General features: G+C 58.8%; 15 protein-coding genes. 4 read left to right on the forward strand and 11 right to left on the reverse strand.

From position 1 onward, the window contains the following. From mtrB to HMPREF2935_RS02495, 4 genes are all read right to left on the reverse strand, one after another. Nucleotides 1-1,557, reverse strand: a 1,557-nt coding sequence (gene mtrB / locus HMPREF2935_RS02480; RefSeq protein ID WP_305764083.1) for an MtrAB system histidine kinase MtrB, incomplete at its 3' end; no start/stop codon positions are given. A 72-nt stretch (nt 1,558-1,629) separates the two neighbouring features. Next, nucleotides 1,630-2,322 (reverse strand): MtrAB system response regulator MtrA, encoded by a 693-nt coding sequence (gene mtrA / locus HMPREF2935_RS02485; protein ID WP_061921002.1) that lies wholly within the window; start codon nt 2,320-2,322, stop codon nt 1,630-1,632. A 4-nt stretch (nt 2,323-2,326) separates the two neighbouring features. Next, on the reverse strand, nt 2,327-2,941 hold the full coding sequence (locus HMPREF2935_RS02490; RefSeq protein ID WP_070518153.1) for a dTMP kinase: 615 nt from the start codon (nt 2,939-2,941) through the stop codon (nt 2,327-2,329). A gap of 2 nt (nt 2,942-2,943) precedes the next feature. Continuing rightward, on the reverse strand, nt 2,944-3,297 hold the full coding sequence (locus HMPREF2935_RS02495) for a DUF4259 domain-containing protein (protein ID WP_061920998.1): 354 nt from the start codon (nt 3,295-3,297) through the stop codon (nt 2,944-2,946). A 550-nt stretch (nt 3,298-3,847) separates the two neighbouring features. Here HMPREF2935_RS02495 and HMPREF2935_RS02500 point away from each other — a divergent pair. After that, nucleotides 3,848-4,663, forward strand: coding sequence for a hypothetical protein (locus HMPREF2935_RS02500; RefSeq protein ID WP_070731851.1), 816 nt, complete (start codon nt 3,848-3,850; stop codon nt 4,661-4,663). 78 nt (nt 4,664-4,741) lie between these two features. Then, nucleotides 4,742-5,101 carry a hypothetical protein gene (locus HMPREF2935_RS02505; RefSeq protein WP_062041813.1) on the forward strand — a complete coding sequence of 120 codons (360 nt, stop codon included), beginning with the start codon at nt 4,742-4,744 and terminating at the stop codon, nt 5,099-5,101. On the opposite strand, the gene manA is transcribed toward HMPREF2935_RS02505, so the two are convergent. Further along, nucleotides 5,085-6,332: a mannose-6-phosphate isomerase, class I gene (gene manA / locus HMPREF2935_RS02510; protein WP_070731853.1), complete on the reverse strand. Its 1,248-nt coding sequence runs from the start codon at nt 6,330-6,332 to the stop codon at nt 5,085-5,087. The genes HMPREF2935_RS02505 and manA overlap by 17 nt on opposite strands. Nucleotides 6,333-6,350: 18 nt before the next feature. Continuing rightward, the gene (locus HMPREF2935_RS02515; RefSeq protein WP_070732127.1) at nt 6,351-7,388 is read right to left on the reverse strand and encodes an exopolyphosphatase; all 1,038 of its coding nucleotides are present in this window, start codon (nt 7,386-7,388) and stop codon (nt 6,351-6,353) included. A gap of 135 nt (nt 7,389-7,523) precedes the next feature. On the opposite strand from HMPREF2935_RS02515, the gene cobA reads away from it, so the two are divergent. Beyond that, a complete protein-coding gene (gene cobA, locus HMPREF2935_RS02520) occupies nt 7,524-8,288 on the forward strand; it encodes a uroporphyrinogen-III C-methyltransferase (protein ID WP_070731855.1) in 765 nt (254 codons plus the stop codon). A 12-nt stretch (nt 8,289-8,300) separates the two neighbouring features. Here cobA and HMPREF2935_RS02525 read toward each other — a convergent pair whose 3' ends face one another. Genes HMPREF2935_RS02525 through HMPREF2935_RS02540 form a run of 4 tightly spaced genes read right to left on the reverse strand, consistent with a single transcriptional unit; the run spans nt 8,301 to nt 12,003 of the window. Next, nucleotides 8,301-9,341, reverse strand: a complete 1,041-nt coding sequence (locus tag HMPREF2935_RS02525; RefSeq protein WP_070731857.1) for a sulfite exporter TauE/SafE family protein — start codon at nt 9,339-9,341, stop codon at nt 8,301-8,303. Between the two features lie 3 nt (nt 9,342-9,344). After that, a complete protein-coding gene (locus tag HMPREF2935_RS02530) occupies nt 9,345-10,058 on the reverse strand; it encodes a sirohydrochlorin chelatase (protein ID WP_070731860.1) in 714 nt (237 codons plus the stop codon). Continuing rightward, nucleotides 10,055-10,330, reverse strand: a complete 276-nt coding sequence (locus tag HMPREF2935_RS02535) for a hypothetical protein (protein ID WP_062041824.1) — start codon at nt 10,328-10,330, stop codon at nt 10,055-10,057. The genes HMPREF2935_RS02530 and HMPREF2935_RS02535 overlap by 4 nt, the downstream gene beginning before the upstream one ends. After that, nucleotides 10,327-12,003: a nitrite/sulfite reductase gene (locus HMPREF2935_RS02540; protein WP_070731862.1), complete on the reverse strand. Its 1,677-nt coding sequence runs from the start codon at nt 12,001-12,003 to the stop codon at nt 10,327-10,329. Before HMPREF2935_RS02540 ends, HMPREF2935_RS02535 begins: the two co-directional genes overlap by 4 nt. A 337-nt stretch (nt 12,004-12,340) precedes the next feature. Between HMPREF2935_RS02540 and HMPREF2935_RS02545 the strand changes: the two genes are divergently transcribed. Further along, nucleotides 12,341-13,690, forward strand: a complete 1,350-nt coding sequence (locus HMPREF2935_RS02545; protein WP_070731863.1) for an FAD-dependent oxidoreductase — start codon at nt 12,341-12,343, stop codon at nt 13,688-13,690. A 227-nt stretch (nt 13,691-13,917) separates the two neighbouring features. Here HMPREF2935_RS02545 and manB read toward each other — a convergent pair. Then, nucleotides 13,918-14,836 (reverse strand): phosphohexomutase domain-containing protein (gene manB, locus HMPREF2935_RS02550; protein ID WP_070731865.1); only part of this gene is annotated, 919 nt, incomplete at its 5' end.

Raw genomic sequence — 14,836 nt, forward strand, 5'->3', positions numbered from 1 at the left:
CGAAGGCCAGATGATGCCGACATCTTCTTGCTCCATTACCTCTGCCGCTTCCAGTTCCGGCTGCGGGGCATTGGGGACCTCAAGGGCAATCGGCTGCTCTTCGATGGCCGTGTTCGGCGAGCGCGGAACGATGAGGCGGAAGCGCGAACCGACGCCGATATAACCGATGGCATCGAGCGTACCGCCGTGCAAGACCGCATCCTCGCGGGCGATGGCCAAGCCCAAACCGGTACCCCCTGAATGGCGCTTACGCGAAGCATCTGCACGCCAGAAACGGTTGAATACGAGCTCTTCTTGACCGTCCTTCAGACCCACGCCAGAGTCGGTCACCGCGATGCCCACCGCTTGGTCATTGGCCTGCAAATCGACGACCACGGGATTTCCCTCAGAGTGGTCGATAGCGTTGGCCAAAAGATTACGCAAGATGCGCTCAATGCGGCGCGAATCTGCTTCGATAGTGACGGGCTCATCCGGCATATTAACCTGCACGTCGACGTTTAATTCCTCTGCCAGGTGCTGGACCTGTGCCAGCGCAGAGTCAACACAGGAGCGGGCGTCGAATGAGGCCGTGGAAAGGTCAGCCACGCCCGCATCATGGCGCGAGATCTCCAGCAGGTCGGCGAGCAATTCCTCGAAGCGATCAAGCTCGCGAATCATCAGCGCTGATGCGCGGCGAGTATGCGGCTCAAGGGAATCCGGATCAGCAGCGATGAGGTCCGCCGCCATGCGTACCGTGGTCAACGGAGTGCGCAGCTCATGGGAGACGTCTGAAGTAAATTGGCGCTGGAGATCGCCATATTCCTCAAGCTGGTTAATCTGCTTTGAAAGCTTGTCAGCCATGTCGTTGAAAGAGCCCGCCAGACGGCCCATTTCATCGTCAGAGTTGACCACCATACGCTCGCGCAAGTGGCCTGCCGCGAGGCGTTGCGCAATGCGAGATGCGGAACGAATGGGAACGATAACCTGCTGCGTTGCCAGCCAAGCGATGCCGACCAGCAACACAACAACCACCACGCCGGCTGCCGAAAGCAAACCGCGCATGAGCGCCATTGTGGCTTCCTCAGACTCCATCGACAGCACCAGGTAAACCTGGGCGTTTGGAATATCGGAATCGATTGGGGTGCCAATAATCAAGGCATTATAAGGATCGCCGCCGGGGTGATCCACGCTGGTGTATTGCTGCGCCACCTGGCCGTTAGACACCAAGTCCCGTAATTCATTGGGCAGGCGAAAGCCCTCAGGAGAAGTAGTAAGAGAGTTATCGTCGTTTTCTACGGCGATAACAGCTTCATAGGCTTCTTGGTGTTCGTTGTGATCAGCCGATAGCTGGCCAAGGGAAGAACGTGCGGAATTGATGCGCACTTGGTTCGAGTTGGCGCTGCCAGTGGCATCGATTTGCTGCTCCACGGTGGTACGCGCGCGATCGAGCTCCTGGCGGGCTGCATCTTCTTTTTGGCTGACCAAACGCTGCGTCAGCACCGAGACAAGCGCGTATGCCAACAAGAGCATGACCACCGTGGATGCCACGAGGATCATGCCGATGACCCTTGTCTGCAGCGATGTGCGCCACTTATCTACAACGCCATCCTGCAGACGCTTAAACCAATCAAAAATAGCTGCGGGTCCTCTTTATTCGCCGGCGCCAGTCTTGCCGGTCTTATAGCCAACGCCGCGGACGGTCAGGACGATCTGCGGGTCTTCCGGATCGTGCTCGATCTTGGCGCGCAAACGCTGCACGTGCACATTGACGAGACGGGTATCAGAAGCGTGGCGGTAGCCCCAGACGGATTCCAGTAGCGCTTCACGGGTGTGCACCTGGCCAGGCTTGCGTGCCATCTCGAGAAGTAAGTCGAATTCCAGTGGGGTAAGTGAAAGCTCCTCGCCGTCGACGCGCTTGACGGTATGTTCTGGGACGTCGATGACTAGGTCGCCGACCTCGATGAGCTCGCTGGAGGAAGAGTCGGTGCGGCGCAGGCGCGCACGAATGCGGGCAACCAGCTCCTTCGGCTTGAAGGGCTTGGTGATGTAATCATCAGCGCCAGATTCCAAGCCAAGCACTACGTCGACAGTGTCCGTCTTCGCGGTGAGCATAACGATAGGAACTGCCGATTCCGAGCGGATGGCGCGGCAAATATCAACGCCATTCATGCCCGGCAGCATGAGGTCAAGCAGGATGAGCTCTGGCTCGTGTTCGTGGAAAGCAGGAACTGCTTCATTGCCGTCAGTAACAGCGATGGGCTCGAAGCCTTCGGCCTCAAGAACGATGGTCAACATTTCCGAGATGGCCGGATCATCGTCAACGACCAGAATCTTCGGCGCCATTTTCCTACTCCTCTACGAGTTCCTTGACAGATTGCACAATCATATCGGTATCAGCGGTGGCGATCCAGCGTCCGCCCCACGCACGTTCCGCTAATCGACGATACGCCGCCGCAGTGTTCGTCTGGAGATCACTGTCTTTTTCATATCGGTCACGGGCACGGCCGGCGTCCTCGGCTGCGCGCGCCTCGGCGCGGGCTGCGGCGAGCTCGACGTCGGTGTCGAGAAAGATCTGCAGGCTGGGCTTAGGCAGCCCCAAACGCGAAAACTCAAGATCGTAGACCCAGTCTACGACCTCATCGGTACCCAAGCGCGCGGCCGAGTAGGCGGCGTTTGAGGCCACGTAACGGTCCAAAATCAGCAGGTCTTTGCCCTCTTGCGCTTCCAACAGGCGGTCTTTTGCGCCAAACCTGTCAAGAGCAAAGAGGGTGGCCATGGCATAGGCGGAATCCGTTAAGTCACCCATCCGGCCGTAGAGAGCCTCTTGGGCCAGCTGCGCGTGCACGGATTCTTCATAGCGCGGAAAGCCCAAGACATCGACTTCTACAGAAAGCTCGCCTTTAATCTTGTTTACGAGCGTGTTCTTGCCCGCACCGTCAATTCCTTCGATGCTAACCAGCATTATTAGGACAAAGCCTCAATGAATGCTTCGAGGTCATAATCTTCTTCCACGCCCTCCAGCAATTCCAGAGCCTGCTCGTTGAGCTCTTCGCTGCCGGAGCCGGCAAGCCCACGGATAAACGGATAGGAAGAAACAATTTCACCGGCGCTAAACGGCGCACCGGCCCAGATGGCGGCGATGGTAGCGGCCGCTAGTGCATTGCGCTGTTCCTCTTCAGAAACGGAATTGTCATTCGTAGCCAAGGCACAAGCATCAGATACAGACTCAACGATGTCCTCGTCATCAAGGTTGGCGAGTTCATCCAGGAAATCAACGTTGACGTCATCTGCAAAGATGTCTTCGTCCCAAGTGCTCATTGCGCTCTCCTTTGATATAACGCGAAAGTTCTACTGCTGGTGGCCTCCACCGCGGGCAGACAGTTGATGAAGGGGAGAAATCTTCCCGCGATGTTTACTTCTATATCTAGCCGCTGCCGCTGCTTTTGTCAGTGCGTTGCCACAGTCAATTTATACGTTAAAAACCACAGAGAGAATCAACACACTTTAGGCTGAGCGTGGAAACAAAGGTCAAGCGCCAATTCAGTCCAGACGGACAGGCACCTTGGGCCGTGCAGGACGCAGAACTTCTCCGGCTGCGCACTGCGAAGCGGAAGCCGAACTAGCTAAACCAAATTCCGAAACACTCTTTCAAGGAAACTTCCGCCTACATGGCGATACGTAAGATGCCTATTCCACTAAATACTCTTACATGGTATGGTCGTTACCGAGTTGTTACACATACCAGTTTCCAGCCCGCATCCCCGCTGGTCGGAAGCTATTTCTTTGAAGTCCATTATTGTAACGGTTAGAACTAAGCCATTCCCCTTAGAACCCTCCATAGATGGCTTGAGAAGGAAAGGAGCTTACGATGAAGCCCGATGCACGTCGCGTGTATGTCTTTATCGCCCTCGGTCTCCTTTTCGCGTTGTTCGTAGGCTACGGTGTCTGGCGTGTTTCCACGCCTGACACCGTGGCGTCGCACAGCACCAGCGAGGCTGTAACTCAGGTTGGCGAAACCGAGTCGCAAAGCAAGCGCACCTCGCAAACTTCCACCACGAGCAGCCGCCCCCACTCCAAGCACAGCAGCAAGAGCCACAAAGACAGCTCTTCCCGCAAGCGCGCCGTGGCACTCAAGAATGACCCATTCTTGGCCCCAAACGCTTTTACCGGCAGCACCTCTAACACTGGCCCCACGTCGGTTTACCGCCCGGAGAACCTCTCCTCCCAGTCCCACGCCACCGCGCAACAGAATGCCAACGGCACCTACGCAACGGGCTACCCACAGGAGCCTTCTAACAGCGCCTCCGGCACTGCTGCACCAACCACTTCTACGCAGGCAACTGCGCAACAGCCAACCAGCCAAGCTTCTGCACCAAACAACACGCAGCCAAGCCTGACTGAAACCGTCCGTCCAAAGCCCGGGGATTCCGACTCCGGCCAGCCCACGGCGGCTCAGCCCGTCGAGCCTTCTCCTTCGGGCGAAGCCACCCCAGGCAAGATGAACGGCACGGAAGTTCCTGCTACCGATACAGCGCCAACTTTTGGAGGCAGCGGCGATACCGTTGATGCCCCGCAGCCAAGCTCCGAGCCGACCTATGCAGATACTTTTAAGGAGCCGACTGCTGTTGATGTCGAGGACACCAACATGACCGAAGCCGTCGATATCTCCGATCCAACCGGCTAGGCTCCTACCCCAACGGAAGCGCCGACCACCGGCGCGACTACGGCCGCAGGTCAGGCAACTAACCTCGCTGAGGCCCCAGTGCAACTGCTCGATGGTCAAGCGGTAACCAATTTGCGCACTCCCGCGGTTTCGGTTGCCACAATTGTCGATTTTCTGGAAGGCCCTGGCAACGCTTCATCCACGGCGAACGAGCCGCTGCGCGTTGTCATCTTCGTCGCACTGGGTTCGCACACTCCGGACGCACGCGAGCTTAGCGGCGAACTGGTGGGCGCTTCTACGGTTATCGTCGAAGATTTAGATGCCACGTTCGTCGAAGGCGGCGACGTCATTCAGGCAGAGGCCGAGGGTTTTATTGAGCGCAAGGATGTAGTTTCCATGGCGGAGGTAATTCGCGGTGACGTTACAGGTCTCCTAGCAGGCCCTAGACACGAGCGATAAAGAGCTGGCTCGCCTCGCCCGCTGCAACCCGCGCCACTACGGTCTCCTCTGCTGCTGGCAGCCATGCCGCCTGCCCCGGCTGCAGCTTGAGCTCTTGGCCTTCGTTGTCACGCAGCTCCACTTCCCCACCGGTGCACAGCGCAATAGCCGGACCATCGAAGTTCAGCTCAACGGTATCGTCTGCGCAGAGCTCTACGCGGTCCAAGATGAATTCATCGATCGGCACCGGATAGGCCCAAGCCTTAGCGCCGTGCAGGGTTTCTTCTACGCTCTTCTCTTTTTGCTGCACGCGCGGATCATCCACGCTTTCATAAGTGAGGACCTTGACCAATTCCGGAACATCCACGAACTTCGGGGTCAGGCCGCCGCGCAGGACGTTGTCGGAGTTCGCCATGATCTCCACGCCAAGGCCCGAGACATAAGCGTGCAGCGCGCCGGCGTTGAGGTACACAGCCTCGCCGGGCTGCAAGACCACGTGGTTGAGCAACAGCGCTCCCAAGACACCGATGTCACCTGGGTATTGCTCGTTCAGGCTGATGACTGTGCGCATATCGCGTGCCATCCACGCCGCAGCCGAATCCGCTGGTTCTGCTTCAAGGCGCGCGATCAGCTTTTCACCAGCCTCGACGATTGCTGCGATGAGTTCCTTACGCTTTGTAGCCGGGATAGTGATCCAAGTGGTAAACAGCGCGCGCAAGTTTTCCGACTCCGCGGCGGCCTCCGGCAGGAGCATGTTCAGGTAGTGCTCGAGCTCCGAGCATTCCAAAGCCTTCAACAGCTCCAGCGTGCGCTCGAGGGGCCGAAAGCCAGCCATGGCGTAGAACTCAGTGAGTGCCACTATGAGCTCCGGCTTGTGGTTGTCATCCTTGTAGTTGCGGTTCGTGGCGCTTACCTCGATACCCTGCTCATTTTCGCGGGCAAAACCCTCTTCCGCCTGCGCCTTAGAGGGGTGCGCCTGCAAAGACAGCGGCTCTGCGGCGGCCAATATCTTCAGCAAGAAAGGCAGGCGCTTGCCATAGTCTTGCTGCACGCGCTTGCCCAACTGCTCCGCCGGAGCGGCTGCAATAACCTCGTCGAGGCGCTGGCCATCAACGGTTGAAGGGTCCCCCGGATGCGCGCCGAACCAGAGCTCGGCTACCGGGGTATCGCTCGCGGGATCACCTTTGAGCTCAGGAATCATGGTCCGTGAGCCCCAGGAGTAGTTGCGGGTTGCGCTGTTGAGCAGCTGCATATGTATTGCTTCCTTCTTTTAAGAAATCTCGTAGGCGGTCGCGGCATAACTGCGCGTAATGAACTGAAGAGCGCGCGCCAATTCCCCTAAGGCGGGTTCAGGATCATTGCTCGATTCAGCGATTGAATGGGGAAGGTTCGCCTCTTCCTCTCCCCACAAAACAATTTTCAATGGTACCAAAGCATTTTCTTCTTCTGGCGCGTCTATCTGCGGGTCAAAGAATATGTCACGCACCGCTGTTCCACCTCTTTGCTGTGCGCGCTCCAAAATATGTGGCAACGCCTCAGGGTCAGCAAAAGTACCGCCAAGACCATGCGCAGCCCAAACCGCGGCGGCCATGCGGGCAACCAGGACATTGATAAATACTCCGGAACGCTCCTCTGACCAGGAATATGGGTCGACGCCGCAGGAATGAATAACCCTCGCGCCCTCCACAAATTCCCGTAGCTCGCGGCCGGGGTTAGTTGCGGAATCATGCTCTGGGCTAAGCGCCTCCAGCTCGCGGTCCACTGCGTCGGCGGCTTCCTCCAACCTGCGGGCTACGAGCTCCCCTTCTTCTTCGAGGACCGCAGCCACCGCATACAGCGCGGCGATGAACCGAGCCGGCGAGGCACCCTCCGCCGTGGGCAAAGTAGGTGCCACAAAGGTGGACTCGGGAGCGTCCTCCACGAGCGGACCGCGCGAGGGCCCGACCAGTACAGTCGCGGCTCCTCTTTTATCCGCAGCAATAAGTGCACGGGAGGCCCAGTCACACTCCGCACGCTCACCTATCACCACGACGACATCCAAGGCACCAACAAAGTGCGGGAGCGATTCCGCCACCACCAACGGAATGCGCGCTGGCTCGGCCAGCCCTGCCGCTGTATAGGCAGCCGCGCGGGCTATCTGATCAGTAGGCAAAATGACCAGGCAGCGCGGTTTAGCCCCGCCCAAAAGACCGGCCAACTGCGAGATAGCACCGCCTAAGACCCTGATTTGGGCTCCTTCATGAGCGACGTCGAAATAACGCACGGTTTCTGGGTCATAAGCTGCGCCATCATAGTAAGCACTATCCATGCCGCCGAGCATAGTCTGGCCCTCGGACACGCAGTAGTGCTTATTAGAACTTCCCCAGCCAATTATGAATAAAACCCCAGGTATATAATCCCTTTTTGCACGTGAGGTGAAATACCTCAACTAGAATCAACCAGCATGTTTGCAGCAGAAAGTCCGCAGATTCACCCCGTCGTTTTGATTGGTGGCGGCCCCGGCGCGTGGGACCTCATCACGGTACGTGGAATGCACGCCTTGCAAGAGGCGGAGATTATCTTGGCGGATCACCTGGGTCCAGTGCAGCAGCTGGACAAGCTCTGCGACGTTGCAAGCAAAGAACTCATCGATGTCTCCAAGCTGCCGTATAAGCGCCAAACCTCCCAAGAAAAGATCAACGAGCTCCTCATCGAGCATGCGCTCGCCGGCCGAAAAGTAGCCCGCTTGAAAGGCGGCGACCCGTATGTCTTCGGCCGCGGTTTTGAGGAGCTGCAGGCACTTACCGCCGCGTCCATTCCGGTGGAAGTAGTCCCTGGCGTTACCTCCGCCATCTCGGTTCCTGCTTTGGCAGGCGTGCCCGTCACCCAGCGCGGCATTGTCCATGCATTCACAGTGGTTTCCGGTCACCTGCCGCCAGGCCACGCCAAGTCTTTGGTGGATTGGCAAGCGCTAGCGCAATCGGGGGCTACGCTCAGTATCATCATGGGCGTGAAGAATTCGGCAGCCATCGCCCAGGCGCTTATCAATGGCGGACGTTGCGCATCGACGCCTGTGGCCATCATCCAGGAGGGCACAATGGCCAGCGAAAGGGTCTACAAGTGCGTCCTCGGGGACCTCGCGGAGACCGTCAGAAAAGAGCAAGTTGCCCCGCCCGCGGTCTTCGTCATCGGCGAGGTCGCCGGGCTAAACAGCCAGGATGCGCAGTAAACGCCACCTGGCTTAGTTCGCCTGCAGCGGCCAGTACTCCTTGGTCCGGCTGAGCTCCGGGGCAGTTTGCGCCACCACCTTGAAGCCGCGGCCCCCGCGCGGGCGGTGTGGCACCGCAGCGTGGAATGCCGCATGCGCTTCACGCTCTGCCTCCTCGGCTGCTTCTTCAGCAGTGCGCGCCGCACGTGTGCGTCGAGCACCAATCGCCGTAGCAGCCACTCCCGCTACAACCACGAGGATCTGCACAGCCACCACGAACCAAGGCGCGATGGCCCAACCGAAGTAGGTTTCAGCCCCGCTTATTACCTTGCCGATGTTCAGCGCCACAATTGCAGTACCGACAAAACCGCCCAGCACCACCGGGTTAACGCGCGAAATCAACCAAGCGGCAATCGGTGCCGTAACCGCCCCGCCAACCAGCAGCGCAATCACCGCTGCCAAATTAGCCACGATGTCATTCCACAGCCCCACCAGGAAACCAGCAGTCGCACCGAAAGTCACCAAGAATTCCGCCGTATTAACGGTTCCCACGATGCGCCGCGGCTGCTCTTTACCGATCGCCATCATCGTCGAGGTGGATATCGGACCCCATCCACCGCCGCCAGTGGCATCGACGAATCCGCCGACTATCCCTAGGCCGGCTAGAAATCCCGCGGAATGCTTGCTGCGATAGGCCGAAGGCTTCTTTTGCAGGCGCGCGAAACGCCACACGAGGTTGGTTCCAATGCCGACAAGAATTAACGCGGTTATCGGCGCCGCAGCCGCAGTCGAGATATTAGACAACACGCTCGCCCCCAGAAAGGCCGCGAGCGCCCCGGGCAGCCCGAGCTTGAATACCGTTGGCCAATGCACGTTTCCAAAGCGCCAATGGCTAATCCCTGATACCAGCGTCGTTCCGAGTTCCGCCGTGTGCACCACCGCAGAGGCTTGTGCCGGCCCAAGACCAGCCAAGAGCAGCATGGTCGTGGAGGTTACGCCGAAGCCCATGCCAATTCCGCCGTCGACAAGCTGTGCCGCAGCGCCGGCTAGAGCAATCAGAATGAACGACCGCATTTTTTATCCGATCTGTGCAAGCATGTGAGTCTGGGTGGACAAGCCCGCTGCATGGGCAAAACGGTCAGCAACAACCCCAGCAAGGTCAGTGCCTAGCGGGGAGTCTACTTGTGCAGGGGAATCCGCGAGCAGGTCCAGCAACAGCCCTGCCGTGCTAAACAGTGGCAGCACCCGCACCTCGCCTTGGCGGCGCACCTGCTTGGCGACGCCCTCTTTCCCACCACGTGTTGCAAACACCACCGAGGTAGGCAGATGGGTGAGGCTTTCTACATTCGCAGCGAGGTCGCGCACAGCGCTATTCGCCTTCTCGTCCGAAGAGCCCACGGCATAGATGACAAGATGCTGTGGCTTCTTACCTGTCTGCGGCGCCATCGCACGCGCTGCTAAGAGCTCCGCGATGTCGGCACCGGTGCCTAAGCCTTCTGCTTGCAGCAGCCGCAGCCCGGCGGAATGTGCAGCGCGATCGATCGCTTCCGGCACATCCACGCGCAGGTGATAGCCCTGCGTAAACAGCAGTGGCACGACCACCGCTTCCCTCTGCCCCGCGGCAGCTACTCGTTGTGCTGCAGCTTCCAGGTCAGTTTCGTGAAAATCGAGGTAAGCCGCTTCATAAGATGTGGCGCCGGCAAGCGCCGCCGCCTTTCGCGTCAAAGCCTCAATACCAAGAGCTGCCTCTGGATGGCGCGAACCATGTGAAAGCGTAATCAGTGCGCTCATCGTCTGCTCCCCGCGCTTGCATCCTGCTTAGCCGTAGACAGATGCCCGCGACGTTGCAGCGATCGTTGCAACGCCTCGTTGGAAGAAACCGCCTTGGCAGGTGCTACCGGCGCATCATCCTGACCGTGGAACATCACGGAAAAGATACGCAGGCACTCGCAGCACTTCCACGCGAAATTGCCTTCCTCATCGGGAAAGAGGTTCATGCCGCCGCAGTAGGGGCAGTACATCGGATGGTTGCGGTTCGGATTCGGCTCGCGGCGAAAATTCACTGCAGATCCTCCTCATCTGCGCGCAAAACCCAGTGGCGGAACTGCTCGCCTTCCTCGCGCTGCTCCTTATATTTCTGAACTAACCGGATGACATAGTCTGGGACCTCATCCGCGATGACCTTGTGCCCGCGCAGCTTGCGTCCCCAGTCCGGGGAGAGCCCGAGCGCGCCACCCAGATGCACCTGGAAGCCCTCAACACGGTTTCCTTCGGAATCGGTAACGATCTGGCCCTTCAGTCCAATATCCGAGACCTGGGAACGAGCGCAGGCATTCGGGCAGCCGTTGAGTGCAATGGAAATCGGCACGTCGAGGTCACCCAAGGTGTCTTCCAAGATGTCCACCAGCTCAATCGCCCGGGCCTTCGTGGTCACGTGCGCAAGCTTGCAGAATTCCAAGCCGGTGCAGGAAATAACGCCGCGCCGGAACTCAGATGGCTGTGAGTACAAACCGGTCTCATCGAGCGCCCGCGAAAGAACCGGAATATCGGCTTCCTTGACGTCGAGGAAGAGAAGTTCCTTCATCGGCGTGGTGCGGATGCGGGTAATGCCGAAACGCTCCGCGACGTCGGCAATAGCGATGAGCTGCTCGCCCGTGGCGTGGCCTACGGTGGGCTTGACGCCGAGATAAAAGTTGCCATCCTTTTGTCTGTGCACGCCGAGGTGGTCGCGGGAGCCAGGCTCGACGGTAAGGGGCTCGCCGTCGGCAAGCGGGGCGTCCAAGTACTCATTTTCTAGCACCTCGCGGAACTTCTTGATGCCCCACTTCGCGACTAGGAACTTCAGGCGCGCTCGATTGCGATTGCGGCGGTAGCCATAATCGCGGAAGATGCGAGCCACGCCGGCCCACACCTCCGGTACACGCTCAAGCGGCACCCAAGCGCCCAAGGACTGGGAAAGCATGGGATTCGTGGACAAGCCGCCGCCGACGAAGCAGTCGAAACCAGGGCCGTACTCGGGGTGATCGACGCCGACGAACGCGATGTCCTGAATCTCGTGAGTAACGTCCTGCCGGCGATTGCCCGAAATGGCCGTCTTGAACTTGCGCGGGAGATTGTGGAACTCCTCGCGCGGGAGGTAGTTAGCCACGATGTCATCGATGGCCGGGGTGGCGTCGATGATTTCGTCTTCCGCGACTCCCGCCACCGGCGAGCCCAAGATGACGCGGGGAACGTCGCCACAGCCCAACAGAGTATCGAGGCCCACCGCGCGCAGCTTTTCCCAGATACCCGGGACGTCCTCAATCTGAATCCAGTGCAGCTGGATGTTTTGGCGGTCCGTGAAATCCGCGGTGGAACGCGCATAATCCCGCGAGATCTCCCCCACCGTGCGCAGCTGCTGCGGGCTGACGCGACCGCCGTCGAAGCGCACGCGCATCATGAAGTACTCATCCTGCAGCTCCGCATTGCTGAGCTTGGAGGTTTGCTCGCCTCCCAGATTCTGGTTGCGCTGGGTATAAAGGCCAAGCCACTTAAAACGCGGCGCAAGGTCCTCCGGCGGGATGGACTTAAAGCCCCGCTTGGAGTAGATATCGATGACACGCTGGCGGGCGGAGAGACCGCCGTCCTCGCGCTTGATCTCCTCGTCCGCGTTAAGCGGTTTTGTACCGTCGATTTTCCATTGTCCCTCTGGCTTTCGCGTACGAGACTTGGCGGTAGGTTTCGTTGCGGTAGTCATGGCGATGAACAATTGCCTTTCGTAGTGGTCGCCAAAAACCTACCTGTCTAACCTCAATAGACAAAGCGGTTCGTATTAATTTCACCGCTCTTTACAATGCGACCTGCAACAACACCGCCAAGCTGGAAGAATCTAAATAACCCGGTTGCCGGATTTACGTTAACGCGGTTCAATAAAACCCACGCTCACCCAGTTTCAGCAGACTAATCAGTCTAATATTCATAAAAAGAATTAGAACGACTAGTATTACGACCAGTACCTGAACGATAGCTTTTAGCGTTTAGCGCTAGTCGTTCCAAAATCCCGTAAAAATCTTGAGGAAAGGCCCACTACTGACATGTCGCAAGCCCCACTGAAGGTAGCCGTCATCGGCGCTGGCCCAGCAGGCATCTACGCCTCTGACATCCTGGTTAAAAAGACCGGTGGCAATGTTGAGATCGATCTCATCGAGCAGATGCCAGCTCCCTTCGGCCTGATCCGCTACGGCGTGGCGCCGGACCACCCACGCATCAAGGGCATCGTCAACTCCCTGCACCGCGTTTTGGAAACCGAGCAAATTCGCCTCATCTCCAACGTGCACATCGGCCGCGACCTCACCGTGGCACAGCTACAGGAGCATTACGACGCAGTTGTCTTCGCAACCGGCGCTGTCGGCGACCGCAACCTCGACGTCCCGGGCGCAGACCTCGAAGGCGTCCACGGCGCAGGCGAGTTCGTTGGTTTCTACGATGGCAACCCACGCTTCAACCGCGAGTGGGATCTCAGCGCAAAGGAAGTAGCCGTCGTGGGCGTGGGCAACGTTGGCCTCGACGTCGCCCGCATCTTGGCGAAGACCGGCGACGAGCTCAAGGTCACCGAAATCCCGGACAACGTTTATGACTCCCTGGCCAAGAACCAGGCTGAAACGGTCCGCGTTTTCGGCCGCCGCGGCCCCGCACAGGCTAAGTTCACTCCGCTCGAGCTTAAGGAGCTGGACCACTCCCCGTCCATCAACGTTGTTGTCGACCCAGAAGACATCGACTACGACGAAGCTTCTCTCGAAGCACGTGCAAACTCTAAGTCCCAGGATCTGGTCTGCCAGACCCTCGAGGGCTACGCCATCCGCGAGCCGAAGGACGCGCCACACACCCTGCAGATTCACCTCTTCGAGCAGCCGGTCGAAATCCTCGGCGAGAACGGCAAAGTCACCGGCATCAAGACCGAACGCACGGAGCTGACTGGTGACGGCAACGTTCGCGGCACCGGCAAGTTCACCGAGTGGCCTGTCCAGGCTGTTTACCTCGCCGTAGGCTACCGTTCCGATGCCATCGATACCGTTCCTTTCAATACCGACAAAAACGTCATCAACAACGATGGTGGCCACGTCATCGAGCAGGACGGCAGCATCGTTCCGGGCCTCTACGCCACGGGCTGGATCAAGCGTGGCCCGGTCGGGCTTATTGGCAACACCAAGTCTGACGCAACGGAGACCATCGGTATGTTGCTCGAGGACGCCGAGGCTGGCAAGCTTTCCCACTCCTCCGACGAGGACATCACCGCAACCTTGTCCGAAGCAGGCATCGAGTTCCTGACCTGGGATGGTTGGAAGAACCTCGACGCTGCCGAGCGTGCGCTTGGTGAGGCAGAAGGCCGCGAGCGCAAGAAGTACGTCGAGTGGGAGGACATGGTTACCCACTCCCGCGGCTAATTTTCCCGCATAAAAGCGCCAGCATTGTGCTGGCGCTTTTTGTGTTTTGCGGCGCGGCCACGCCCTGCGGCTCGGCTAGGGCGGCGCTCACCCGCGGCTCAGCCTCCGCGAATGTACCGTTTCTTGCAAATAGGCTGGCACAGCTAGCCTGTTTGGGTTCACTATTTACAGGAAACGGTACGCGCAGAAAGACGGCCTGCGCGAAGGCGCCCGCACGGGGAAAGCGCCTAGGCGCGGATAATGCCGAGAACCTTCTCCACGATGGCATCGACCTCATCTGCGGTCTTTGCCTCAACGTTCAGGCGCAGCAGCGGCTCAGTGTTGGAAGCACGCACGTTGAACCACGCATCGGTGCCTTTCAGCTCCACGGTCACGCCGTCGAGCTCATCGACGGACTCAATCTCCTCAGCCAAACCGTCGAGCACTGCCTGCGTAGCAGCGTTCTGATCCTCCACGGTGGAGTTAATCTCACCAGAAGCTTCATAACGCGAGTACTGCGCCATGAGTTCAGAAAGCGGCTTATCGGATTCGCCCAACGCAGCTAGCACGTGCATCGCAGCGAGCATGCCCGAGTCCGCGTTCCAGAACTCCTGGAAGTAGTAGTGCGCAGAGTGCTCACCGCCGAAGGCAGCCTTCTCCTTGGCCATCTGGGCCTTGATGAAGGAGTGACCCACGCGGGTACGCACAGCCTTGCCGCCGTTTTCAGCGATAAGCTCCGGGACCGTCTTGGAGGTAATCAGGTTGTGAATGATGGTCGAGCCTGGGAACTTCTTGAGGTAGCGCTCCGCGACAAGTGCACAGATAGCAGAAGGCGAAACTGCATCGCCGTTTTCATCGACCACGAAGCAGCGATCGGCGTCGCCATCGAAGGCGAGTCCGATGTCTGCCTTCTGCTCCTTCACAAAGGCCTGCAGGTCCACGAGGTTCTTCGGGTCCAAAGGATTAGCCTCGTGATTCGGGAAGGTGCCATCTAGCTCGAAGAATAGCTCGCGCACGTCAAAAGGAAGGCCCTCGAAGACCGCCGGAACCGTGTGTCCGCCCATACCGTTTGCTGCATCCACGGCTACAACGAGCGGGCGGGAAGACTCCAGCGGAACCAAAGAGCGCAAGAAGTTTGCGTAGTCAGGCAGGACCTCACGCTCGGAG

The sequence above is a fragment of the Corynebacterium sp. HMSC076D02 genome (assembly GCF_001813815.1).
Lineage (GTDB): Bacteria > Actinomycetota > Actinomycetes > Mycobacteriales > Mycobacteriaceae > Corynebacterium > Corynebacterium simulans.